Annotated in this window: 23 protein-coding genes and 1 pseudogene; 12 read left to right on the top strand and 12 right to left on the bottom strand. The window is 71.7% G+C overall.

Annotated features, from left to right (window positions below; genetic code table 11):
* Window positions 1-162: 162 nt before the first annotated feature.
* The 4 genes from AB0M80_RS40255 to AB0M80_RS40240 are packed head-to-tail and all read right to left on the bottom strand — an operon-like array spanning window position 163 to window position 4,009.
* Entirely contained in the window at window positions 163-1,344 is a 1,182-nt protein-coding gene (locus AB0M80_RS40255) for a PQQ-dependent sugar dehydrogenase (RefSeq protein ID WP_364575440.1), read from the bottom strand.
* Window positions 1,345-1,360: 16 nt separating this feature from the next.
* Window positions 1,361-2,206, bottom strand: coding sequence for an alpha/beta fold hydrolase (locus AB0M80_RS40250; RefSeq protein WP_364575438.1), 846 nt, complete (start codon window positions 2,204-2,206; stop codon window positions 1,361-1,363).
* Between the two features lie 46 nt (window positions 2,207-2,252).
* Window positions 2,253-2,909, bottom strand: coding sequence for a response regulator transcription factor (locus tag AB0M80_RS40245; RefSeq protein ID WP_364575436.1), 657 nt, complete (start codon window positions 2,907-2,909; stop codon window positions 2,253-2,255).
* Complete coding sequence (locus AB0M80_RS40240; protein WP_364575476.1) at window positions 2,906-4,009, bottom strand: sensor histidine kinase; 1,104 nt, start codon at window positions 4,007-4,009, stop codon at window positions 2,906-2,908. The genes AB0M80_RS40245 and AB0M80_RS40240 overlap by 4 nt, the downstream gene beginning before the upstream one ends.
* 146 nt (window positions 4,010-4,155) lie before the next feature.
* Here AB0M80_RS40240 and AB0M80_RS40235 point away from each other — a divergent pair, with 146 nt between their 5' ends.
* Together AB0M80_RS40235 and AB0M80_RS40230 are read left to right on the top strand one after the other, a co-directional pair.
* On the top strand, window positions 4,156-4,752 hold the full coding sequence (locus tag AB0M80_RS40235) for a methyltransferase domain-containing protein (protein ID WP_364575435.1): 597 nt from the start codon (window positions 4,156-4,158) through the stop codon (window positions 4,750-4,752).
* Complete coding sequence (locus AB0M80_RS40230) at window positions 4,724-5,212, top strand: DedA family protein (RefSeq protein WP_364575434.1); 489 nt, start codon at window positions 4,724-4,726, stop codon at window positions 5,210-5,212. The genes AB0M80_RS40235 and AB0M80_RS40230 overlap by 29 nt, the downstream gene beginning before the upstream one ends.
* On the opposite strand, the gene AB0M80_RS40225 is transcribed toward AB0M80_RS40230, so the two are convergent.
* Complete coding sequence (locus tag AB0M80_RS40225) at window positions 5,188-5,961, bottom strand: helix-turn-helix transcriptional regulator (protein WP_364575432.1); 774 nt, start codon at window positions 5,959-5,961, stop codon at window positions 5,188-5,190. The two genes, AB0M80_RS40230 and AB0M80_RS40225, sit on opposite strands and share 25 nt — an antisense overlap.
* Window positions 5,962-6,035: 74 nt before the next feature.
* On the opposite strand from AB0M80_RS40225, the gene AB0M80_RS40220 reads away from it, so the two are divergent.
* The 3 genes and pseudogenes from AB0M80_RS40220 to AB0M80_RS40210 all read left to right on the top strand — a co-directional run.
* Complete coding sequence (locus AB0M80_RS40220) at window positions 6,036-6,965, top strand: LLM class flavin-dependent oxidoreductase (protein ID WP_364575430.1); 930 nt, start codon at window positions 6,036-6,038, stop codon at window positions 6,963-6,965.
* Window positions 6,966-7,086: 121 nt separating this feature from the next.
* On the top strand, window positions 7,087-10,644 hold the full coding sequence (gene mfd / locus AB0M80_RS40215) for a transcription-repair coupling factor (RefSeq protein WP_364575474.1): 3,558 nt from the start codon (window positions 7,087-7,089) through the stop codon (window positions 10,642-10,644).
* A gap of 13 nt (window positions 10,645-10,657) precedes the next feature.
* Window positions 10,658-10,795 (top strand): annotated as a pseudogene (locus tag AB0M80_RS40210) (DUF397 domain-containing protein); the annotation flags it as partial.
* On the opposite strand, the gene AB0M80_RS40205 reads toward AB0M80_RS40210, so the two are convergent.
* Window positions 10,792-11,199, bottom strand: a complete 408-nt coding sequence (locus tag AB0M80_RS40205) for a hypothetical protein (protein WP_364575428.1) — start codon at window positions 11,197-11,199, stop codon at window positions 10,792-10,794. The pseudogene AB0M80_RS40210 and the gene AB0M80_RS40205 overlap by 4 nt on opposite strands.
* A gap of 85 nt (window positions 11,200-11,284) precedes the next feature.
* Here AB0M80_RS40205 and AB0M80_RS40200 point away from each other — a divergent pair, with 85 nt between their 5' ends.
* From AB0M80_RS40200 to AB0M80_RS40170, 7 genes are read left to right on the top strand one after another with little or no spacing between them, the layout of a single operon-like run.
* Entirely contained in the window at window positions 11,285-12,340 is a 1,056-nt protein-coding gene (locus AB0M80_RS40200) for a SurA N-terminal domain-containing protein (RefSeq protein ID WP_364575426.1), read from the top strand.
* The gene (locus tag AB0M80_RS40195; RefSeq protein WP_364575424.1) at window positions 12,337-13,269 is read left to right on the top strand and encodes a MazG family protein; all 933 of its coding nucleotides are present in this window, start codon (window positions 12,337-12,339) and stop codon (window positions 13,267-13,269) included. The genes AB0M80_RS40200 and AB0M80_RS40195 overlap by 4 nt, the downstream gene beginning before the upstream one ends.
* Window positions 13,270-13,323: 54 nt before the next feature.
* Window positions 13,324-13,881 carry an RNA polymerase sigma factor gene (locus AB0M80_RS40190; RefSeq protein ID WP_364575422.1) on the top strand — a complete coding sequence of 186 codons (558 nt, stop codon included), beginning with the start codon at window positions 13,324-13,326 and terminating at the stop codon, window positions 13,879-13,881.
* The gene (locus AB0M80_RS40185; protein WP_364575420.1) at window positions 13,878-14,678 is read left to right on the top strand and encodes a zf-HC2 domain-containing protein; all 801 of its coding nucleotides are present in this window, start codon (window positions 13,878-13,880) and stop codon (window positions 14,676-14,678) included. Before AB0M80_RS40190 ends, AB0M80_RS40185 begins: the two co-directional genes overlap by 4 nt.
* Before the next feature lie 11 nt (window positions 14,679-14,689).
* Window positions 14,690-15,493 (top strand): ABC transporter ATP-binding protein, encoded by an 804-nt coding sequence (locus tag AB0M80_RS40180; protein WP_364575418.1) that lies wholly within the window; start codon window positions 14,690-14,692, stop codon window positions 15,491-15,493.
* Window positions 15,493-16,851, top strand: coding sequence for a hypothetical protein (locus tag AB0M80_RS40175; protein WP_364575416.1), 1,359 nt, complete (start codon window positions 15,493-15,495; stop codon window positions 16,849-16,851). Before AB0M80_RS40180 ends, AB0M80_RS40175 begins: the two co-directional genes overlap by 1 nt.
* Window positions 16,848-17,411 (top strand): hypothetical protein, encoded by a 564-nt coding sequence (locus AB0M80_RS40170; protein WP_364575414.1) that lies wholly within the window; start codon window positions 16,848-16,850, stop codon window positions 17,409-17,411. Before AB0M80_RS40175 ends, AB0M80_RS40170 begins: the two co-directional genes overlap by 4 nt.
* Before the next feature lie 30 nt (window positions 17,412-17,441).
* Here the strand turns inward: AB0M80_RS40170 and AB0M80_RS40165 are convergent, their stop codons facing one another.
* Genes AB0M80_RS40165 through efeU form a run of 6 tightly spaced genes read right to left on the bottom strand, consistent with a single transcriptional unit; the run spans window position 17,442 to window position 22,890 of the window.
* Window positions 17,442-17,852: a PPOX class F420-dependent oxidoreductase gene (locus AB0M80_RS40165; protein WP_364575412.1), complete on the bottom strand. Its 411-nt coding sequence runs from the start codon at window positions 17,850-17,852 to the stop codon at window positions 17,442-17,444.
* Window positions 17,853-17,886: 34 nt separating this feature from the next.
* Complete coding sequence (locus AB0M80_RS40160) at window positions 17,887-19,026, bottom strand: GDSL-type esterase/lipase family protein (RefSeq protein WP_364575410.1); 1,140 nt, start codon at window positions 19,024-19,026, stop codon at window positions 17,887-17,889.
* A complete protein-coding gene (locus AB0M80_RS40155; protein WP_364575408.1) occupies window positions 19,023-19,592 on the bottom strand; it encodes a WHG domain-containing protein in 570 nt (189 codons plus the stop codon). The genes AB0M80_RS40160 and AB0M80_RS40155 overlap by 4 nt, the downstream gene beginning before the upstream one ends.
* Window positions 19,593-19,640: 48 nt before the next feature.
* Complete coding sequence (gene efeB / locus AB0M80_RS40150; RefSeq protein ID WP_364575407.1) at window positions 19,641-20,900, bottom strand: iron uptake transporter deferrochelatase/peroxidase subunit; 1,260 nt, start codon at window positions 20,898-20,900, stop codon at window positions 19,641-19,643.
* Window positions 20,897-22,048: an iron uptake system protein EfeO gene (gene efeO / locus AB0M80_RS40145; RefSeq protein ID WP_364575405.1), complete on the bottom strand. Its 1,152-nt coding sequence runs from the start codon at window positions 22,046-22,048 to the stop codon at window positions 20,897-20,899. The genes efeB and efeO overlap by 4 nt, the downstream gene beginning before the upstream one ends.
* Window positions 22,045-22,890, bottom strand: a complete 846-nt coding sequence (gene efeU / locus AB0M80_RS40140; protein WP_364575403.1) for an iron uptake transporter permease EfeU — start codon at window positions 22,888-22,890, stop codon at window positions 22,045-22,047. The genes efeO and efeU overlap by 4 nt, the downstream gene beginning before the upstream one ends.
* Between the last annotated feature and the right edge of the window lie 250 nt (window positions 22,891-23,140).

The following is a 23,140-nucleotide window of genomic DNA, read 5'->3' as shown; positions in this document are numbered from 1 at the left end:
GGCACCCGGGGACCGGCGCGGTGCTGCCGCGGGAACGCTTTCTTCGGACCGCGTCCAACACGCGTCGGGGGCGGGCGAAAACTCCTGGTACACACCATGTTCCGCGATCCGCCACCCCGGCGGAAGTGTCCACGGCACGCCACTGCCGTGCTTTTCTCATGATCAGGCGGGCGTGACCTTCAGCAGCTTGTCGTCCGTGCCGTCCGACGTGGTCACGTACAGGGCGCCGTCCGGGCCGCTGCGGACCGCGCGCAGGCGGCCGAACTTGTCGTCGAACTCCGGCGGCAGCGTGACGTCGAGGACCTTGCCCGCGGCGTCCAAGTGGTACAGCAGCAGCTTCTGGCCCTTGAGCGCCACCACGACGAGCGCGCCGTCGTTCGGGCCCCACTGTGCGCCGGTCAGGAAGGCGTCGCCGCTGATCGCCTCGGTGATGTCCCCGGAGGTCCACAGTGGACTCACCGCGTCCGGGAACCGCTTGAGGTCGGTCATCGGCACGCTCTCGTCGTAGCTGGAGCCGGTGCCGCCCTTCGACGGGTCCCAGCCGTAGTTCGCGCCCGGCTTCAGCAGGTTGACCTCGTCGTCGAACGTCGGCCCGTGCTCGGCCGTGATCACCTGGCCGCTGCCCGGGCGGATCGCCACGCCCTGGACGTTGCGGTGGCCGTAGGTGTAGATCAGCCGTTCGTGCGGGTCGCTCGAGCTGATGAACGGGTTGTCCGGCAACGGGTTCCCGGTTTTCGCGTCCAGCCGCAGCACCTTGCCGCCGAGGGAGTGGCGGTCCTGCGAGATCGACGCGCGGGCGGTGTCGCCGGTGCCGACGAGCAGCGCGCCGTCCGGGGCGAACGTCGGGCGGCAGCCCGAGTGCCGTCCGCTCGGGTTCACCGGCAGCCCGGTCAGCAGGTCCTTGACCTTCGTCGCGCTCGCGCCGTCGTCGGCCAGCCGCCACGTGACCAGCCGGATGTCGACGGCCTTGCTGCCCTCCTGGTGGTCCTGGCAGGTGATGAACTCGCGGCTGGTCTCGAAGTCGGGGCTGACGGCCATGCCGAGCAGCCCGCCTTCACCCTTGACGAGGACGTCGGAGAAGTCGGCGCGCACCTCGGCCGCCCGCCCGTCGCGGACCAGCGCGAGCTTGCCGGGCCGTTGTGGCACGAGGATGCCGCCGTCGGGCAGGAAGCCGACGTCCCAGCCGTGCTCCAGCCCGGCGGTCACCGTCTCGACCTTGAACTTCCCGGTCGCGGCAGCCGGGGAGGCCGCGGGCGGGATGCTCTGGACCGGCTCGCTCGCCGCCCCCGAACAGCCCAGGACCGCCAACGACACCACACCGATGAGACCCAGCGCACGACGCATATGGCTCATCCTGCCATCAAGCGGTGAAATCGCCGTTCGAAGCCACGCGCGTGAGGAACTCCAGGTCCGCCTCGCCGGGGATGAGGTGCCCGGTGCCGGGCACCAGGTCCACCGCGGCGCCCGCCGCTTCGAGACGCCGTTTCGTCGTCGCGGAGTCGACCATCGCGTCCTCCGCCCCGGCGACGGCGTACACCGGCATGGTCAGCCGGCCCAAGGCCGCGTCGCCGAAGACGGGGAACGGCCCGGTGCGGTACCGGTAGTTCGCGGACACCAGCAGCTGGTGCTCGACGACCGGCGACGTCTCCGGTGCCCCGATCGTGCCGGCCACGGACTTCCGCCGTCCCTTCTCGCCGAGCAGCGCCAGCAGGACGGCTTTGACGACGAACCCCTTCTTCATCGGGCCGAGGCCGATCGGGCACCGCAACGCCAGCGCGGTGACGCGCCCGGGCCGCCGGATCGCGAAGTCGAGCGCGAGCCAGCCGCCCAGCGACGACGTCAGGAAGGCGGCCCCGGCGACGCCGAAGTGGTCCAGGACCGCCTCCAGCCAGCGCGCGTACCGATCGCTGTCGAGCGGCGGCCGGGTCTCGGCGCTCATCCCCGGCTCGCCGATGATGTCGACGGCGTACACCCGGAACCGCTCGGCCAGCGACGGGATCCGGGGCACCCATTCCGCGGAGTTGCTGCCGGAGCCGTGCAGCAGGACCAGCGGCGGGGCTTCGGCCGGACCCGAAGCGAGGACGAACGTCTCGCCTTCCGGTGTCGGCACGCGCACTTCGTCGTGCGGTACGGGCCAGGCCCGCAGGGCGTCGAGGTACCGCTCGCGCAGGAGCTGAGCACCGGCTGCGGACTTGTATATCGTCATGCAAAGTACCTTATCACTCCTTATCAAGTAGGATTATGGGGAACAATCAGGTACCTGGCCGGACCAGGCCGGACTCGTAGGCGAAGACGACGGCGTGCACCCGGTCGCGCAGCCGCAGCTTGCCGAGGATCCGCCCGACGTGCGTCTTCACCGTCGTCTCGCCGATGTACAGCTTCGCGGCGATCTCGCCGTTCGACAGCCCGCGCGCGATGAGCCCCAGCACGTCCTTCTCGCGTTCGGTCAGCACGTCGAGCTTCGCGACGTCCACGGGGTCGCGGTCGTCGTCGAGGTACCGGTCGAGCAGCCGCCGCGTGACCGACGGCGAAACCATCGAGTCGCCCCGCAGCACACCGCGGATCGCGACGAGCATCTCCTCCGACGGCGCGTCCTTAACCAGGAACCCGCTGGCGCCGCCCCGCAACGCGGCGTACGCGTACTCGTCGAGGTCGAAGGTCGTGATGATGAGAACGCGCACGTCCGGCAGCTCGGCGCAGATCCGCGCGGTCGCCGCGACGCCGTCGAGCACCGGCATCCGGACGTCCATCAGCACCAGGTCCGGCCGCAGCTCCCGGGCCAGGTCGACGGCTTCCTCGCCGTTGGCCGCCTCGCCCGCGACGACGAGGTCGTCCTGGCTTTCGACGATCATCCGCAGGCCGACGCGGACGAGCTGCTGGTCGTCGCAGAGCAGAATCCGGGTGGTCACGGCCGCACCACCAGGGTCGCGCTCACGCGGTACCCGCCGCCGGGGAGCGGTCCGGTGGTCAGCTCGCCGTGGTACATCTCGACGCGCTGGCGCATCCCGGCCAGCCCGCGTCCGGACGACGGCAGGGCCGGGGCCGGCGCCGCGTGGCCGCCCGTGTTCGTCACCTCGATCCGGACCTCCGGCGGTTCGAAGGCGACGCCGACGCGGCCGGTCGCGTCGGCGGGAGCGTGCTTGATCATGTTGGTCAGTGCCTCCTGGACGATCCGGTACGCCTGCAGCGCGGCGCTCGCGGGCAGCGTGCCCGGGTCGCCGGTCACGTCGAGCGCGACCTCGCGCCCGGACTGGTCGACGAGCTCGCGCAGTTCGGCGAGCGTCGGCTGGGGACTGCGTGCCGCCTGTCCGGCGTGCAGGACTTCGAGGAGCCGCCGCAGCTCGGCCAGTGCGTCCCGGCCGGTGTGGACGATCGTGTCGAGCGTGCGGTCGACGGCTTCGGGGTCGCGGTGCCGGGCGAGCTTCGCGCCTTCGGCGTTCAGCACGATCACGGTCATGCTGTGCGCCAGGACGTCGTGCAGTTCGCGCGCGATCCGGGTGCGCTCCTCGGCGACCGCCGCCCGGGACTGGGCGTCGTCGCGCCTTTTCTCTTCGGCGGTGAGCTGGTCCTGCTTGCGGAAGAACTCCCCGAGCGCCCACGCCGCGATGTGCAGCGGCAGGACACTGATCATCGTGAAGGTGGGGTTGTCCGAGTACGTCGCATAGAGGGCGACCCACTGGACGTCGAGGACGACGATCGCCACGGCGATCGACGCGGCGAACCACCGGTGTCCCAGCTTCACGAGGTTGAACAGCACGACCGCCATGGCCAGTTCGGTGCGGCCGCGGTCGTACGCCCAGATCTCGTTGAAGTACACCGACGCCGCGCCGGCGATGATCAGCACCGCGACGATCCGCGGGAACCGCCGGCGGACCAGCAGCGGAAGCAGGAACAGCATCGGGATCGCCCGGACGCCCCACGAGCCGGTGCCGTTCCAGTTCGGGCCCAGTAAGAGGAACACGGCGTACAGCGGCAGGTCGACCGTCCACCGGTGCCTGCGTACCCACATCACGAGTCGTTCCACACCGCGAACGTAATGCCCGGCACCGGCTCTTGGCGTCCTTCCTCCGGTCCGTCCTCCTCCTCCCGAAGGAGGACAAGAGCGATCGATCCGGCGGATTCGCGGCCACCCCGGCCGTTCCTAGCGTCGGGGACATGTCGATCACCAGGGAATTCCTCCGCCACCCGCTGCTGACGGGGGCGATCGCGCCCAGCTCACCGCGGCTGGCCGAAGAGATGACGGCGGGCCTCGGCCTGGAACGCGCGGCCCACGTCGCCGAGCTGGGTCCGGGCACCGGCGTGTTCACCGAAGCGGTCCTCGCGCTGCTTCGCCCCGAAGCGCGCTTGACGGCCGTAGAGATCAACCCGCGTTTCGCGTCTTCGCTGCGTGAGCGCTATCCACAGGTCGACGTCGTCACCGGCTCGGCCGAGCACCTGGCGCTGGACGACGTCGACGTCGTCGTGTCCGGTCTGCCGTGGACGGCCATGACCGCGACCCGGCAGCAGCGCATCCTCGACGCCGTGACCGGGGCACTGGCCCCGAACGGCCGGTTCACGACGTTCGCGTATGCCCACGCGGCCTGGACACCGCCCGGGCGCCGCTTCGCCGCGTCACTGCGAAGCCGTTTCGCCGTCGTGGAGCGCACTCCGGTCGTCTGGGGCAACTTGCCGCCCGCGTTCGTCTACCGCGCGGCCTTGCCGGTGACGGTGGGGAGGGTCCGGCGTGGACAGCCTGCTGCGGCCCCTGCTTGACGCGTCCCCGGTGGTCGTCTACCTGGTCTGCGCCCTGGTGATCACGGCGGAAACCGCGCTGCTGCCGGGCATCGCGCTGCCGACGTTGTCGACGGTGCTGCTGATGGGTTTTCTCGCCGAGCGGGGCACCCTCCACCTCGGACTCGCTTGGCTGGTCGCCGTCGCCGCGGCCGTCCTCGGCGACCAGCTCGCCTACCTCGAGGGGCGCCGCTGGGGGCCGCGCCTGGCCCGCCGCGCCGGCGACGACCGCTGGGAGCGCGCGGAAACGGCGGTCGCGCGCTACGGCGTCCCGGCGGTGATCGCGGGCCGCTGTCTGGCCGGGGTCCGGACGCTGGTCCCGCGCGTCGCGGGCTCGGCGGCGATGCCGTACCGCCGGTTCGCGGCGGGCAGCGTGGCTGCGGCCGTGCTGTGGGCGAGCGCGGAACTGCTGGTCGGTCACACCACGGCGCTGATGCTGTGAAGGCGTTCCGCGGTCTCGGCGTCCGCGGGCAGGAACGTCTCCAGCTTCAGCTCCGACACCGTCACGTCCGCCGCGGTCGCGAACGTCGTGATCGCCGTGATCAGCCGCAGCTCGCCGGCCGGCGTGGCCAGCCGGACCGGCACCGCGAACCCCAGGTGCTCCGGACCGGGCACCGACGCCGGCGGCAGGTATCCCTCCAGTTCGGCCAGCTGCGCGGCCAGCCGTTCGTCCGGGGTCCGGGCCAGGTCGTTGCGGAGGCGCTCGAGGATGTGCCGCGCCCAGTCGTCGAGGTTCCGCACGCGCGGCGCCATCCCGCGCGGGTGCAGCGCGAGCCGCAGCGTGTCCACCGGCGCTTCGAGGAGTTCCGCCGCGACACCCTCGGTGAGCAGCGGAAACGCGTCGTTCGCGGCGACCAGCACGCCGTAGCGGTCGACGACGATCGCGGGGTAGGGCCGGTGGCCGTCGAGCAGCCGCCGCAGCCCGTCGAGCACCGGCCGGATCGCCGGGTCGTCGAGCCGCGTTTCGGGGTACGTCGGCGCGTACCCGGCGGCGTGGAGCAGGCCGTTGCGCTCGCGCAGGGGGAGTTCGAGGGACTCGGCGACGCGCAGGACCATGCCGCGCCCGGGTACCGAGCGCCCGCTCTCCATGAAGCTCACGTGCCGTTGCGTCGTGCCCGCGCGCAACGCCAGGTCGAGCTGGCTGAGCCGCCGCCGGGTGCGCCAGTCCTTGAGCGCCGTTCCGAAGTCCACGGGTCCATCCTGCTCGGCCGGTCCATTCCCCGCGGGGAATTGAGCGCATACCCGGTTCGGGTGACGCTGGCGCCATGACGAACTACGGCTTGGTCATCCCGACCTACCAGCCCATCCTCGACGCCGGGCGGACCGCGCCCGAGCTGGTCGCGACCGCCGTCGAAGCCGAACGGCTCGGGCTCGACTCGGTCTGGGTCGGCGACACCCTCGCGCGGGCGCCGCTGGACGCGCTCACCGTGCTGGCTGCCTTCGCCGCCCGGACTTCACGGGTGACACTGGGGACGTCGGCGCTCCTCCCGGCCCTGCGAAACCCGCTGTTGACGGCGAACCAGCTGCTTTCCCTCGATCTGTTGAGTTCCGGCCGCCTCACGGTCGCGGTCGGCGCCGGGTTCGCCGGGCGCAGCGAGCCGGAATTCGCGTTCGCGGGCGTGCCGTGGGAGCGTCGCCGGGCCCGCCTGGACGACATCGTGGCGCTGTGGCGGGCGGTGTGGAGCGGGGCGACGTCCTTCCACGGTTCGGTGCTGCACCACGACACGCTCCCGGTGTTCCCGGCACCGGCCCGCCCGGGCGGCCCGCCGGTGTGGCTGGCGGCGTACACGCCGGGCGCGTTGGAGCGCGTCGGACGGCTGTACGACGGCTGGCTGCCCTACCCGCCGGACCCGGCGGACTACGGGACGGGTCTCTCGCGGATCCGGGCCACGGCGTCGCGCCCGGTGACACCGGCGTTGTTCGCGACGGTCCTGGTGGAGGACGACCCGGTGCGCGGCGGCGAGCTGCTGGAGGAGTACTGCGAGCGCAACTACGGCCGCCCGGCGGCGTTCGTCCAGGGGATTCAGATGCAGGTGCGCGGAAGTGCCGCGGAGGTGGCCGCGCAGCTGCGGAAGTACGAAGGGGTGGAGCACTTCCTGCTCCGGATCGCGAGCACGGACCCGAAGGTGTTCGACGAGCAGCTGCCCCGCGTCGCCGAAGTGGTGAACCTGCTGCGCCTGCCCCAAGGTCCGTGAATGCCACATTCAGGGACGTAACATCCGTGAAGGTGGCATTCACGAACTCCCCGCACGACCGGCCGTGAGCGGAAACCTGTCGGGGGTGGCACGTAGGCTGGGACCCGTGACCGACGCTCCACTGTCCGGACTCCTCACCGCCATCCTTCCCGACCCGGCCCTGCGCGGCGTGGTCGAGCGCGCCGGCGCGCCGCTGCTCGAGCTGCAGGGGCCGATCGCCGCCAGGCAGCTCGTCGCCGCCGTTCTCGCGGCCGATGACGGCGCCGGCAAGCCCGTGCTCGCCGTCACCGCGACCGGCCGCGAGGCCGACGAGCTGACCGCGTCACTGGGCGCCCTGCTCGGCGCCGGAAAAGTAGCCGACTTCCCCTCCTGGGAGACCCTTCCGCACGAGCGCCTCTCGCCGCGCGCGGACACCGTCGGCCGCCGCCTCGAGGTGCTGCACCGGCTGAAGACCGGGGACGACGACCTGCGCGTGGTCGTCGCCACCGTCCGCAGCCTGATCCAGCCCATGGCCCCCGGGCTCGGCTCGCTCGAGCCGATCGACCTCGTCGTCGGCGAGGAGCAGCCGTTCGAAGAGCTGCTCGAGCGGCTGGTCGAGCTGGCCTACACCCGTGTCGACATGGTCGAGAAGCGCGGGGAGTTCGCCGTCCGCGGCGGCATCCTCGACCTGTTCGGCCCCACCGCGCAGCACCCCGTCCGGGTGGAGTTCTGGGGCGACGAGGTCAGCGAGATCCGCGCGTTCGCCGTCTCCGACCAGCGGTCGCTGCCCGGCGAGATCGCGCGGGTCACCGCGCCACCGTGCCGCGAGCTGCTGCTCTCGCCGCCGGTCAAGGAGAAGGCCGCGGAGCTGGCGAAGACGTACGAGGCCGACGCCCACCTGGCCGAGATGCTGACCAAGCTCGCCGACGGCATCCCGGTCGAGGGCATGGAGGCGCTCATCCCGGTCCTCTGCGAAGACGAGCTCGAGCTGCTCACCGACGCGATGCCGGTCGGCACCCACGTGCTGCTCACGGACCCGGAGAAGATCCGCGCCCGCGCCGCCGACCTCGTCCGCACCGGCCAGGAGTTCCTCGAAGCGTCCTGGACGACGGCCGCGGCGGGCGGCCAGGCCCCGATCGACCTCGGCGCGTCGGCCTACCGCGGGCTCGACGAGATCGCCTCCCACGCGCAGGACACCAAGCGCGCCTGGTGGACGCTCACCCAGCTGACCAGCGAAGACCCGGACGTCTACCGCGTCTCGATCGAGGCCGCGCCCGCCTACCGCGGCGAGCTCGAGCGCGCGATGACGGATCTGCGCGCCCACACCGCGTCGGGTGGCACGGCGGTGCTCGTCGTCGCCGGCCAGGGCACCGCGGCGCGGGCGGTGGAGCAGCTCTCGGCCGCCGACGTCGCGGCGACCCAGGCCGGTGACGGCCTGAAGAGCGTCCCGGCGCCGGGGATGGTCACGGTCACCTGCGGCGGCCTCACCGACGGGTTCCTGTCGCCGGAGCGCGCCCTGGTCGTGCTGAGCGAAGCGGACCTCACCGGCCGCGGCGCGGGCGCCGGGACGTCCACAAAGGACCTGAACACCAAGATGCCGTCCCGGCGGCGCAACGCGGTCGACCCGCTCGCGCTCAAGGCGGGCGACTACGTGGTGCACGAACAGCACGGCATCGGCCGGTTCGTCGAGATGGTCCAGCGGACGGTCGCCGGCGCCACCCGCGAGTACCTCTTGCTGGAGTACGCGTCGTCGAAGCGCGGCCACCCCGGCGACCGGCTGTTCGTCCCCACCGACCAGCTCGACGAAGTCTCCCGCTACGTCGGCGGTGAGCTGCCCACGCTCAACAAGCTCGGCGGTTCCGACTGGAAGAACACCAAGGCCAGGGCCAAGAAGGCGGTCAAGGAGATCGCCGCGGAGCTGGTGCAGCTGTACGCCGCGCGCCAGTCCGCGCCCGGGCACGCGTTCGGTCCGGACACGCCGTGGCAGCACGAGCTGGAAGACGCCTTCCCGTTCACGGAGACGAACGACCAGCTCGCCGCGATCGACGAGGTCAAGGGGGACATGGAACGCGGCGTCCCGATGGACCGCGTCATCTGCGGCGACGTCGGCTACGGCAAGACCGAGATCGCCGTCCGGGCCGCGTTCAAGGCGGTGCAGGACGGCAAACAGGTCGCGGTCCTCGTCCCGACGACGCTGCTCGCCCAGCAGCACCTGAACACGTTCACCGAGCGCATGCGCTCGTTCCCGGTGAAGATCCGCGGCTTGTCCCGGTTCTCCGCCAAGAGCGAGACCGACGCGACCCTGGAGCAGCTGGCCAGCGGCGAGATCGACATCGTCATCGGCACCCACCGCCTGCTGCAGACCGGCGTCCGCTGGAAGGACCTGGGCCTGGTGATCGTCGACGAGGAGCAGCGGTTCGGCGTCGAGCACAAGGAACACATCAAGGCGCTGCGCACGCACGTCGACGTGCTCACCATGTCGGCGACGCCGATCCCGCGCACCCTGGAGATGTCGCTGGCCGGCATCCGCGAGATGTCGACGATCCTGACCCCGCCGGAGGACCGCCACCCGATCCTGACGTACGTCGGCGCGTACGACGACAAGCAGGTCGGCGCGGCCATCCGGCGCGAGCTGCTGCGCGACGGGCAGGTCTTCTACGTCCACAACCGCGTCTCCTCGATCGAGAAGGCGGCGCGGCGGATCCGCGAGCTGGTGCCGGAGGCGCGGGTCGTCACCGCGCACGGCCAGATGAACGAGGACAAGCTCGAAAAGATCATCCAGGGCTTCTGGGAGAACGAGTACGACGTCCTGGTGTGCACCACGATCGTCGAGACCGGGCTGGACATTTCGAACGCCAACACGCTGCTGGTCGAGCGCGGTGACCTGCTGGGTCTGGCCCAGCTGCACCAGCTGCGCGGCCGGGTGGGACGCGGGCGCGAGCGCGGGTACGCGTACTTCCTGTACCCGCCGGAGGTGCCGCTGACGGAGACCGCCCACGACCGCTTGGCGACGATCGCCCAGAACACCGAGCTGGGCGCGGGCATGGCGGTCGCGATGAAGGACCTCGAGATCCGCGGCGCGGGGAACATCCTCGGCGCGGAGCAGTCCGGGCACATCGCGGGCGTCGGGTTCGACCTCTACGTGCGGCTGGTGGGTGAGGCGGTCGACGCCTTCCGGCGCCACGCCGGCGCGGAGCCGGCGGAGGACGAGGAGATGGCCGACGTCCGCGTCGACCTCCCGATCGACGCCCACATCCCCCACGACTACGTGCCGGGCGAGCGGCTGCGCCTGGAGGCGTACCGCAAGATCGCGGCGGCGCGGGACACCGCGGGGCTCGACGCGGTGCGCGAAGAGCTGATCGACCGCTACGGCCAGCCGCCGGCGCCGGTCAACCGGCTGCTGTCGGTGGCGAAGTTCCGGCACACCTGCCGCGAGGCGGGCGTGACGGAGGTGGCGATCCAGGGCAACACGATCCGGTTCGCGCCGTTGCCGCTGCTGGACTCGCAGATGGTCCGGTTGAAGCGGCTGTACCCGAAGGCGACGTTCAAGGCGGTGACGAACACGGTGTCGGTTCCGAAGCCCACGGAGGGCCCGGCCGGCGGCCGGATCGGCGCGCCCACCCTGCGGGACGAACAGCTGCTGGAGTGGTGCACGAAGCTGCTCGTGCAGCTGACGAAGAAGCCGGCGCCGGTTTCGTAGCCGTAAGAGCAGCTACCGCACCAACGGTGGCGAATGTGCCGAGGTGGCCGCCGGCCCCGAAGTCCTCGTCCGGGACACGAAGGACCGCGAAGGCGGCACCCTCACCGCCGCCACCCCGGCCTGGCGCGAACTCCTCGGCCGGCTCCGCTAGCCGGCATCGCTGAACATCGGCGGCAACGCCTCCGCCAGCCCCATCCGCACCGACTCCACCGGTACCGGAACCGCCCCGGCCCCCGACATCGGCAACGGCCGGGGTGTTCGCGGCATCCGCGTCCCCGCGCCGCCACCCCGTCCCGGGTAGACCAGCAATCCCCGCGCCGGGTCCGGGACCGCGTCCAGTGCCGCCGTCACGACCGGCAGGGCCCGGAACGCGTCGCGGCGCTCCTCGGTCCCGAACTCGATTTCGAGCACCACACCCCACCGGTGCTCGTGCCAAACCCACTGCTCGGCGCCGTTCGTCAGGGCCGCTTCGGTCAGCGCGTCACCGTGGGCCAGCCGCCACAGCGAAGCCGAACGTTCCCCGTCGAACACCTCGATGGTCAGCCAATGGTCCATATGTCGACATTACCGCCGCCGTGACCTCATGGGTGTTGCGGTTCGGGGGCGATGGTGTGAGAGGATATGCGCTGTGATGCGGATCATGGGGCGCCCTCGCGCGCTGGTCGCGGTCGTTGCCGGTGCACTTCTCCTCGGCGGGTGCGGCTCGGGCCCCAGCCAGGTCGGTGCCGCCGCGGTCATCGGCGACCGGGTCATCTCCATCGACCAGGTGCAGAATCTGATCGACAAAGCCGTCCGTGAGCAGCCGTACGCCAAGAAGCTCGCCGGTGAGCACAAGCTCGAGGCGGTGGGCCGGGCCGTCGTCGGCCAGCTCGTCCTGCACGAGCTGCTCCTGAAGGCCGCGCAGAAGCAGGGTATCACCCCGAACTACGCGCAGATCGACGCCCAGCTGGCGAAGGACCCCCTCAACGGTCCGGTTCCCGCGGACGCGAGCAACGAGGCCCAGGCGGTCAGCCAGGTCGTCGCCCGCACGCGTGACCACCGCGAGGAACTGACCGACACCTACCTCGCCCAGGCGCTGGCCGACAAGGCCATGCCGAACACCTCGGTCACGTTCGACTACACCTCGGTCGGCCTGGTGCCGGACCCGGCCACCGGCTCCGCGCCCCAGGGTCCCGAGGCGAAGAAGACCGCCTTCGACCTCGCCCGGCAGTTCGCCGCCGACCCGGCGGGGGCGACCAAGCGGATCGGCTCGGACGTCCAGTACCTGACGGCGTTGCGGCAGCGGGCGTCCCAGACGGGGCAGAGCCCCGAGTCGGTCCCGCCGTTCGCCGGTGTCGGCGAGGTGCTGGCGGCAACCCAGGCGGGCACGTTCGCCGCCACCCCGCTCTTCGGTTCGCCGGCCGGCACCGCCATGGTCTTCCCGTTCCCGAACGGCGACGGCACCTGGTTCATCGCGGTCGTCCGGCAGCGCACGGACGACAAGCCCGTCGCCACGGAGCAGGCGGCGGCGCCCGACGCCGCCACGAAGACCGCGATCGGCATGCGGCAGCTGCAGCCGCTGTTCGACGAACTGGGTGTGCGTGTCAACAAGCGGTACGGCGTGTGGGATGTTGTGGCCATGAACGTCGCGCCGAACCAGGACTCCACGCAGGGCGTCGTGCTGCCCCCGGGCGGTTCCGGCCGCACCCAGCAGTGAGCACGGGTGTCGTCGTAGTCGTCCGCGGGACGACGCTGCCCGGTGCGGCACTCAAGATCCTGCGTGAATCTCCCGCTGTCTACGCGGCCACGGACGTCGATCCGGCCGCGTTCGGGGTCCCGGCCGTCACCGAGGCGCCTTCGCTGAAGGACGTCGTGCTGCTCGCCGGGTCCCGGGACGAGCCCGCGGCGTCGCTGCTCATCGCGACCGGCGCGGAAGTCATCGAGACGCCGGTGCCGCCCCTGGTCGAGGCCGCCGAGGTGATGGACCGGCTCCGCTCGCCGGGAGGCTGCCCGTGGGACGCGGTGCAGACCCACGATTCGCTGCGGCAGTACCTGGTCGAGGAAACCTACGAGCTGCTCGACGCCATCGAGGAAGGCGACCGCGAGGCGCTGCGCGAAGAACTCGGCGACGTCCTGCTGCAGGTGCTCTTCCACGCGCGGGTCGCGGCCGAGGACGCGCAAGACCCGTTCGGCATCGACGACGTCGCCGCGGCGCTCGTCGCGAAGCTGGTCGGCCGGCACCCGCACGTCTTCGCCGGCGCCGACCGGGTGCACACGGTCGAGCACCAGAACCTCAAGTGGGAAGAGCTGAAGCAGCGCGAGAAGCAGCGCCGGTCCATTGTGGACGGCGTGGCGTTCGGCCAGCCCGCCGTCGCGCTGGCGGGCAAGCTGGGGCAGCGCTCCGGGCGCGCGGGCATTCCGCTCGACCTCTTCCCCGAAGGGGTCGGGGCCGCCGCCCAGCTGTTCCGCATCGCGGCCACGGCGCGCCGTGCCGGGGTCGACGCCGAGGGCGAGCTGAGGGCGTTGGCGAAGCAGTTCGCGAAGGACATCCAGGCCGCTGAGCAGGCCGCCCGGGACGCCGGGCTGGAGCCGACGACCCTGGAGGCCGACGGCTGGCGGAAGTTCTGGCCCTCGCCCTCGGTGTGACGCAGCGCACAATCGGGTGAGAACCGTTTTCGGTCACCCGGCGTCTTGCCTGGTGTGAGACAGAAGCCACTGGAGGACGCCGACGAGGAGCACCTCGTCCGGCGCACGGCCAAGGGCGACCGCGCGGCGTTCGAGGAGCTCTACCGCCGCACTTCGCCCTGGCTCGCCGTGCGCCTGCGCCGCCGGTGCGCGGACGACCAGATCGTCGCCGAGGTCATGCAGGAGACGTTCCTGGCCGTCTGGCGGGCGGCCGGCTCGTTCGCGGGCGCCGCCACCGGCGGCAGCGCGGTCGGCTGGGTGTGGACGATCGCCGCACGCCGGCTGGTCGACGCGTTCCGGCGCCGGGCGCACCACGCGCAGCCGCCGCCGCAGGTGGCCCTCGACGTCGCGCCGGCGGTCGCGGCCGAGGACGAGGCGCTGGCGGCGACCATCGGCGACGAGGTCGGCACCGCGCTGCGCGACCTCGCGCCCGAGTTGCGGGAGGTGCTGCAGGCGATGGTGCTCGACGGGCTGACCGTCCGCGAGACCGCCGTCCTGCTGGGGCTGCCGGAAGGAACCGTCAAGACCCGCGCCCGCCGGGCGCGGATCGCGATGCGGGAGGCACTGTCATGAACCATGCGCCGGACCGGCTCATCGCCGCGTACGTGGCGGGCGACGACCTCCCGGGCGACCAGCTGTGGGGCCTCGAAGCCCACCTCGAGACGTGCGGGGCGTGCCGGGCGCGGCTCGCCGCCGTGGCGCCGGTCCAGCCGGTGGTGGACCTCGTCTGGACGCGGCTCGCGGCGGACCTCGAGCCGCCGGCCGTTCCCGCGCACCCGGCGCGGCGCCGCTTCGGCCGGTGGCTCGCCACCTGGGCCACCCCGGTGATGCTGCCGTGGCTGGCGATGATCGTGCTGGTCACGCTGCTGGCGGTGGTGTTCGACCACGTCGCGCACTCGGTGCTGGACGTGACGGCGGTGCAGCTCTTCGCGCCGGTGCTGCCGGTGCTCGGCGTCGCCGTGTCGTGGGCGCGGGGGCTGGATCCGGCGTACGAAGTCGTCGTCGCGACGCCGCGCGCCGGGCTGTACCTGATCGCGCGGCGGACGCTGGCCGTGCTCCTCGTCGTCCTGCCGGTGCTCGGCGTCGCCGGGTGGCTGACCGGGACGGCGTTCGCGCTCTGGCTGCTGCCGAGCCTGGCCTTCACCACGGGGACGCTCGCGCTGGGCGGGCTGATCGGCATGACGCGAGCGGCGTACGCGCTGATCGCGATGTGGGGCGCGTTGCTGGTCCTGCCCACGGTGGCGGCCCAGCGGCCCACGTTTGCGCTCACCACCGGTGCGTTGCCGGTGTGGGCGGGGATCTTCGCGTTGACGACGGTGGTCGTCGCCCTGCACAAGGGCGCGTTCACCCGGCTCGGCGCGCGCAACTAGGGAGGAAGAACATGCGTGCTGTCGGAGCCGCCGAGGTCGCGCCAACGGCTTACGCCTGGGAGATCCAGGCGGAAGGGCTGAAGGTGCGGGTGGGACGGCGGAAAATGGCCGTGGACGGGCTGGACCTGTCGCTCGGCAAGGGGGTGCACGGCTTGCTCGGGCCGAACGGGGCGGGCAAGACGACGCTGATCCGGGCACTGGCGACGGTGCTCCGGCCCGCGGAAGGCAGGCTGTCGTTGCTCGGTGCGCCGGTCGGGGGGCACACCGGGCAGCGCGGCCTGCGCCGCCGGATCGGCTACCTGCCGCAGAACTTCGGGTTCTACAAGCGGTTCACCGTCCGTGAGTTCGTCGAGTACATCGCCTGGCTCAAAGAAGTGTCCAAACAGGACATCCCGGGTGCGGTGCAGCGCGCGATCGAGCGGGTGGGGCTGGCCGACCGCGCGGACGACCGGATGAAGACGCTGTCCGGCGGCATGGTGCGGCGGGTCGGGATCGCGCAGGCGATCGTCAACGACCCGGACATCCTGCTGCTGGACGAGCCGACCGCCGGGCTCGACCCGGCGCAGCGCGTGCGGTTCCGCGAACTGGTGCAGGAACTCGGCCAGGACTCGTGCGTGCTGATCTCGACGCACCTGGTCGAAGACGTGGGCACGGCGTGCTCCGACGTCATCCTGTTCGCCGAGGGCAAGCTGGTGTTCCAGGGCACCCCGGACGAGCTGGCGGCCGCGGGCACCCCGCAGCACACGGGTGACAGCCCGATCGAGCGCGGCTATTCGGCGCTGCTGAACCACGTGCAGAGCAAGGGGGCGTGGTGATGATCCTGCGCACCGAACTGCGGCGCTCGATCGCGCCCTGGGCCGGGCTGGCGTTGCTCGTGGTCTCGCTCGGTTTCCTGTTCCTGCTGTCCGGGCCGTGGTGGAAGGTACCCGCGCCGTGGACCGGGCACACCACGACCACCGCGCTGTGGCTGCGGTTCCTGCTGGTGTTCGTGTGGCCGGTCACCGTCGGCGCCGGGGCGATCCAGGGCATGCGCGACAGCCGGTCCGGCATGGTCGAACTGCTGGTCACGACGTCCCGGCCGAGCCGGCACCGGGCGGCGAAACTCGCCGGTGCCGTCGGCGCGTTGAGCGCGCTCGGCTACCTCGTGGTGTTCGGCGTCGGCTTCGCCGAGGTGCTCGGCAACGGCGGGTTCGTCTCCGCCAATTTCGCGCCGATCGTGCTCGTCGGCCTGCTCGCCGTCGTGGCGGGGACCTGGGTCGGCCTGGCGATCGGCCGGCTGCTGCCGCACCCGCTGACCGCGCCCGCGCTGGCCGTGGTGACGCTGGCCGCGTCGATCGTGGCCTGGATGTCGCTCGAAGAGGGTGTGCTGTCGGTGCCGTACAGCCGATTCGGGTTGCTGGCCGCGGCGCTGGGGCAGCCGCGGGGCGCACTGGTGACGACGGCGGCTTCGGTGGACCTCGGGCAGGTGGTGTGGTTCGCCGGCCTCGCCGCCACCGGGTTCCTGCTGCTGGCCGCGGACTCCGCGCGGGCCCGGCTCCTCGGGCTGCTCCCGGTGGTGGCCGGGGCCGCGATCGCCTTGCCGGTCTTCCCGGCTTCCGCCGACGGGCTCCTGGTCCCCGACAGCATCGCCGCCCGGAAGGTCTGCGACGGACCGATCTGCGTCAGCCGGGCGCACGAGGACAGGCTGGCCGCGCTGGCCGGGCCGGGCCGGGAAGCGCTGGCCATGCTGGCGAAGCTGCCCGGCGCACCGACCCGGATCGAGGAGCAGACGGCGCCGAACTCGATCGACGGCCCCGCCCCCCGCGATCCCGGCGTCGTCTACCTGGACTTCCAGCGCAACGACGGCCTGCTCACGGCGGACGCCGGCGACCTGCGGCTCGCGGTGCTGTCCGGCGCCGGGCTGCCCTCGTGCGATCCGCCGTACGGCGGCAGCCTGGCCGACGTAGGCGCCCGGATGATCGCGGCGGCGTACTTCACCGGTGAGCTGAAGCCGCTGCCCGAGTTCGGCGCGCGCTGGGTCGCCCGCGAAGGCGGCTTGGTCGAGCAGGTGTGGGCGAAGTTCCGCGCCTTGCCGGCGGAGGTTCGGTTTGCCCGGATCGTCGCGCTGCGCCAGGTGCTTTCGACGTGCCAGGGCGACCCGATGGACACGCTGGTCCCGGGGGCCGTGCGATGAGATGGGCAGCGCTCTACGTGCGTTCGCGGCAGGCCCCGGCGGCGTTCACGGCCCTGCTGGTGGCGACGGCCGGGCTGTGGTTCCTGACGCGCGGCTCGTGGTCGACGCTGCCGGTCACGCTGACGCTGGCCGCGGGGGTCGCGGTGGCGGCGATCGGCCTCAGCGGCCAGGACCCCGACCTCGACCGGGCCGCGGCGCTGCCGTGGCCGATCCGCCGGTTCGCCCACCTGGCCCTGATCGGCCTCGCGGCCGGGGGTGCGGTGCTGGCGGTCCAGGAGCTGGGCTCGTCGACGGTCGGCTTGGCGATCATCTCGCGCGACGCGGCGGGCCTGCTGGGGCTGGCGGGCCTCGCGGCCACGGTCGGCGGCGGCCAGTTCGGCTGGACGCTCCCGCTGCTCTGGTGCGCGATCAGCCCGTTCGTTCCGCACGATGACGCGACGGTCAACCGGATCGCGGCGTGGATGCTGCAACCGCCGGACGCCACGGCGGCCACGTGGACGGCGGTGGTGCTGGCCGTCTCGGGCACGCTGGCGTACACCGCCTGGGGCGGCCGCCGCTGAACACCGGCGGCGGCCGCCACGGGAACCACCTCAGACGTTGCGGATGTTCGTCTCCAGTTCGAGGGGCTCCCGGTCCCAGTCCTCGACGCCGAAGGCGATGATCCGCTCCGGGTGGATGCGGATCATCGCGTCGTCGAGGTGGCCGTCGGGTTCGTTCACCCCCGTCAGCGCCTCGGCTCGGCCGCGGATCTCCAGGCAGCGCACCCGCCACGGGTCGGTGGCCGGCAGATCGTCGACGACGAACGCGACGCGGCCGTTCGCCAGGACGTTGCGGAACTTCTTGCTGTTGCGCAGGTTGTGCCCGGTGACGTCGATGGTCTTCTCTTCCGCGTTGTACCGGAAACCGACCGGGCTGACCTGTAGGGTGCCGTTCGGCTGCTGGGTCGCCAGCCGGCCCAGCGGCTGGGCGTCGAGGTAGGCGAGTTCTGCTTCGGTGAACATGCCACGAAGCATTCAACTTCAAGGGAGCTTGAAGTCAAGCGAACGGGCCGCCGAAGGCGTGTTCGGTGAACCGCTCGGCGATCCGGCGGTGGGCCGCCGCGTCCGGGTGCAAGGCGTCCGGCAGGGGGAACTCGGCGAAGTCGGCTTCGCCGTACAGCTCGAGGCCGTCGAGGTAGTGGAGGTTCGGGTCCGCCCGCTCGGCCGTGATGCGCGCGAGCTCGTCGCGGATCACCTCCAGCGTCAGCTTGCCCGCGGCCCGCTCGGCGGGGTCGCCGGTCGCCCGGAACCGCACCTCACCGGCGGCGAGCGCGTCGTGGTCGAAGTCGCCGGGGCCGGGGGTCTGCTCGTGGATCGGGCAGAGGATCGGCGAGACGACCAGGAGTGGCGCCGAAGGGTGGCCCTCGCGAATGGTGTCGAGGAACCCGTGCACGGCCGGGCCGAACGCGCGCAGGCGCATCAGGTCGGCGTTGACGACGTTGATGCCGAGCTTGACGCTGATCAGGTCGGCGGGGGTGTCCCGCAGCGCGCGGGCGGTGAACGGGTCGAGCAGCGCGTTGCCGCTGAACCCCAGGTTGATCAGGTCGACACCCGCGGCCGTCGCGGCGAGCGCGGGCCACGTCGTCGCGGGGCTCGCGGCGTTCGAGCCGTGGCTGATCGAACTGCCGTGGTGCAGCCACACCCGGCGATCACCGGGCACGGCCTCGACCGGCGCGTCGGCGCGCAGGGCGATGAGCTCGGTGAGCTCGTTGTGCGGCAGCCAGAGTTCGACGTCCTTGAGGTGCCCGCCCAACCCGGCGAACCGGACGGCACCCGGCGCGCCCGCGGCGTGCGAGGCCGCACCGGTCGCCATGTCGACGGTCAGGGTGTTGCCGCCGGCCACGCTCGCCTGGGCGGTGAGCTCGCCGTCGACGAGCAGGTCGTACACCCCGTCCGGCCGCGGCGGGGCACCGGCGTACACCTGCTTGGTCGGCAGCGTCTCCAGTTCGACGACGTCCGCCCGCGTGCGGAACCGCAGCCGGACGCCCGCGGGCTGCGCCTCGGCCATGGCGAGCCGCGGATCGCTGTTCTGCGCCCGCGCGCGGGCCGGGAGCCGGTGCGGCACCAGGCCGCGCTCGGTGCGTTCGAGTTCGAGGGCGCCGCGGACGAGGTCGGCGGTCAGGGGAATGTCGATCATGAGGTGGGCCAATCGCGGAGAACGGCGTCCAGCAGGGCGAGGATCCGGGTCCAGGACTCCTGCGAGGGGGGAGAGCTGTGGTCGAATCCGCCGTGGGCCTCCAGGTCGACGTACCCGTGGAAGACGCTGCCCAGCAGGCGCACGGCGTGTGTCTCGTCCGGCCCGGCGAGGTCGTAGCCGCGCAGGATCGCGCGCATCATCCGCGCCTGCCGCACGCCGGCGCTCGCGGCCGCCGTCTCCGGATCGAGCCGGAACCGCGCGGCGGCGTACCGGCCGGGGTGCTCCCGGGCGTAGTCGCGGTAGACGTCGGCGAAGGCCACGAGCGCGTCCTTGCCGGCCCGCCCCGCCAGCGCGGCGGCGGCGCGGTCGGCGAGCTCGTCCAGTGCGAGCAGAGCGATCTTCGTCCGCAGGTCGTGCGCGTTCTTGACGTGCGAGTACAGACTCGCGACCTTGACGTCGAACCGGCGCGCCAGCTCCGATGGCGTCACGTGCTCGAAGCCGGCTTCGTCGGCCAGTTCCGCCCCGGCGCGCACGACGCGTTCCGTGGTCAACCCGGCTCGGACCATGAGCTCACTCCCTTTTGCCTAAAGAGAGTGTAGATCATCCTAAAGGCTTTAGGAGAACAGGGCGTCCGCCCAGCTCGCCTCGCGGGTCACGCCCGGCGGGACCGCGAAGTGCGCGGAGCCGGTGTGCTGGACGTACTCCATCATCGCGTCCTTCGACGACAGCGCCTGCTGCATCGGCACGTACTGCTTCCGGGTGTCGCGGTTGAACGCCAGGAAGAACAAGCCCGCTTCGAGGTGCCCGAGGCCGTCGGAACCGTCGACGAAGTTGTAGCCGCGGCGCAGGATCCGGACGCCGTTCAGGGCCTGGTGGGAGGCCAGCCGGACGTGGGCGTCCTCCGGGATCACCTTCTCGCCGCCCGCGCCGCCGACGTCCAGGTCCAGCTCGTCGAACTCCGCGGTCTGGCCCAGCGGGGCGCCGGTGCCCTTCGTGCGGCCGACGATCTTCTCCTGGCCGTCGAGGGTCTCGCGGTCCCACGTCTCGATGTGCATCCGGATCCGGCGCGCCACCAGGTACGAGCCGCCGGCCATCCACGCCTGGCCGTCGCCGGCCTCGGCCCACACCTGGTCGCGCAGGAAGTCGGTGTCCTCGGACTTGATGTTGTTCGTGCCGTCCTTGAAGCCGAACAGGTTCCGGGGCGTCTGCTGCGCCCGCGAAGTCGACGAGCTGCGGCCGAAGCCGAGCTGGGACCAGCGGACCTCGGTGACGCCGAAGCCGAGCCGCACCAGGTTGCGGACCGCATGCACCGCCACCTGCGGGTCGTCCGCGCAGGCCTGGATGCACAGGTCGCCGCCGCTGCGGGCCGGGTCGAGCTTGTCCTTCGGGAACAGCGGCAAGTCGATCAGCTGCGGCGGGCGCTTGGCTGCCAGGCCGAACCGGCCGTCGAACAGCGACGGCCCGAACCCGATGGTCAGCGTCAGGTTCGACGGCGGCAGGTCGAGCGCCTCGCCGGTGTCGCCGGGCGGGGCGTACGCGCCGCTGCCCACGGCGCCGTTCGCCACGACCTCCTGGCCCGCCGTCATCCGGCGGGACGCGTCGGTCCACGTCTTGAGCAGCTGCCGCAGCTTCTCGCGGTCGGTGACTGTCACATCCAAGGCCGCGAAGTGCAGGTTGGCCTGCGCCGGGGTGACGATCCCGGCCTGGTGCTCGCCGTGGAAGTCGACGGTGTTCGTCGACGCCTCGGCGTTGCCGCTCGTCGCCTTGTCGATCCCGATGCCGGCGGCGGCCCCGGCCCCGGCGAGCGCGACACCCGCGCCCGCCAAGCCGAAGAGCTTCCGCCGCGAGACGCGCGTGCCCTCTGTCGACGTCACTTGGAGACGACCTCCGCAACCTTGCTCAGCGGTTCGCTCAGCGCGTCGACGGCCGAGGCGAACTCCTTGACCTGGTCCTGGGAAAGATCGGTGTACAGCTTGAAGCCGTCGCCGGCGCGCTGCTTGTCGAGCAGGCCCTGGACGTTCGCGAACTCCTTGTCCAAAGTGGACACCAGAGCGGCGTCCTTCGCCTGCAGGACCGGCCGCAGCGAGGTGATCGCGCCCTTCGAACCGTCCACGTTGGCCTGGAAGTCCCAGAGGTCGGTGTGCGAGAAGGCCTCTTCCTCGCCGGTGATCTTGCCGGTCGCGACCTCGTCGAGCAGGCCCTTCGCGCCGTTCGCCAGGTCCAAAGCGGACAGTTCGAGCGTCTTGGTCTTGGCGACCAGGTCCTTGACGTCGGTCACCAGCTTGTCGGCGATCTGGCCGCTGTCCGGCTGCAGGCCCGTCTTGAACAGGTCCTTCTCCAGCCGGTGGAACCCGGTGAACTGCTGGTTCGGTTCGAGGTCGGCCTCGCGGACGTCGATGGCCGGGTCGAGGTCGCCGAACTTCTCGGCCACCGGCTCGATCCGCTCGTAGTAGACGCGGGTGCGCGCGTACGCGGCCTTCGCCTCGTCGACCTTGCCGGTCTTCACGAGGTCGGCGAACTTCGCCGTCTCGTCCTGCAGGGCGGCCGTGTTGTTCGCGATGTACTCCGCGTAGCTCTTGGTGGCCTGCGCCTTCTGGGCGTCTGCGTCGTTCTGCTTCGCGACGCCGCCGGTGACCATGAAGTCGGCGCGGATGCCGTTGCCGGCCATGCCCGGCTTGCACGCGGTCTGGTACTTGCCGGCGTCGGCGACCTCGACGATCAGCCGCCGGTTCAGGCCGGGGGCGATGTTCTCGACCTCGCCCATGATCCGGTCGCCCTCGGCGTAGAGGTAGAACTCGGTGACCTTGGTGCCCTTGTTGGTGATCTCGAAGGTCACGTTGCCCGCACCCGCCGTGGTGGCGGAGACGTTGCACGCCGTGTCGGTCGCTTCGACCTTGATCGGGCCGCCGTCCGCCGCGGCGCCCGAGGTGTCGCTCTTGCTGTCGCACGCGGCGAGCGCCACCAGTGCGGTGGCGCCGGCCAGCAGGGCCAGCGGGGTTCGACGGGTCTTGCGCACGGTCACTCCTTCGAGGCGGCCACGGCGGCGGGGGCCGGCGCGGTCTTCTTGCTGGGCTTGAGGAACAGGGGCAGCACGATGGCGACGTAGGCGACCCAGGCGACGGCCTGCAGCACGGTCGTCTGCTGCGAGTAGTTGAAGATGCCCTTCAGCAGCGCGCCGTACCAGGACGTCTCCGGCAGCGTGGCCGAAGCGTCGAAGGCGAGGGTGCCGATGCCGGGGAGGAACGCGGCCTCCTGCAGGTCGTGCAGGCCGTAGCCGAGCACGCCCGCGGCGACGAACACCAGCAGGACGCCGGTGATCATGAAGAACCTGGTCAGGTTGAACCGGACGGCGCCCTTGTAGAGCAGCCAGGCGAGCACCACCGCGGCCGCGATGCCGACGGCGAAGCCGATCAGCGGCTGCACGGTGTCCGACTGCGCGGCCTGGACGGTGGAGTAGAAGAACACCGCCGTCTCCAGCCCCTCGCGCCCGACCGCGAGGAACGACAGCAGCAGCACGGCCGCCGGGCCGACGTCCAGCGCGTCGTCCATCTTCCCGCGCAATTCGGCGGCGATGCTCTTGGCCGCCTTGCGCATCCAGAAGATCATCGCGGTGACGAACACGACGGCGACGATCGACAGGCTCCCGCCGAGCAGCTCCTGGTGCTCGAACGACAGCTGGGCGGTCGTGTAGGTGAGGATCGCGCCGACGGCGATCGACAGCGCCACCGCGGCGCCGACGCCCGGCCACACCCAGCGCAGCGCGTGCCGCCGCTCGGTCTTGACGAGGAAGGCCACCAGGATGCTCACGACCAGCGCGGCTTCCAGGCCTTCGCGCAGCCCGATCAGCGCGCTCGAGAACAACACGGGTCCGCCTCCCTGTTTTCTGGTCCGTAGCGTTTTTAGGTAAGGCTCACCTGTAAGTCCAGTGATCCTACGTTCGCGGGAGCCGGATAAAACCGGCAAACAGGGCAGGGCGTCGAAGTTAGGTTAGGGTAACCGCAGGTCAGAGGCCTGCGCGTCGACTCGATAACGAAATTTGTGATATTGCTGGCAGGGGGAGGGTTTTTACCGTCCGCTTGCCTGTTCAGCCGCTCGGGGGTCCCCCCTTGAGTGC

This window comes from Amycolatopsis sp. NPDC051045, assembly GCF_040682955.1.
In the GTDB taxonomy this organism is placed as follows: domain Bacteria; phylum Actinomycetota; class Actinomycetes; order Mycobacteriales; family Pseudonocardiaceae; genus Amycolatopsis.
This window is presented reverse-complemented; position numbering and strand designations above follow the sequence as displayed.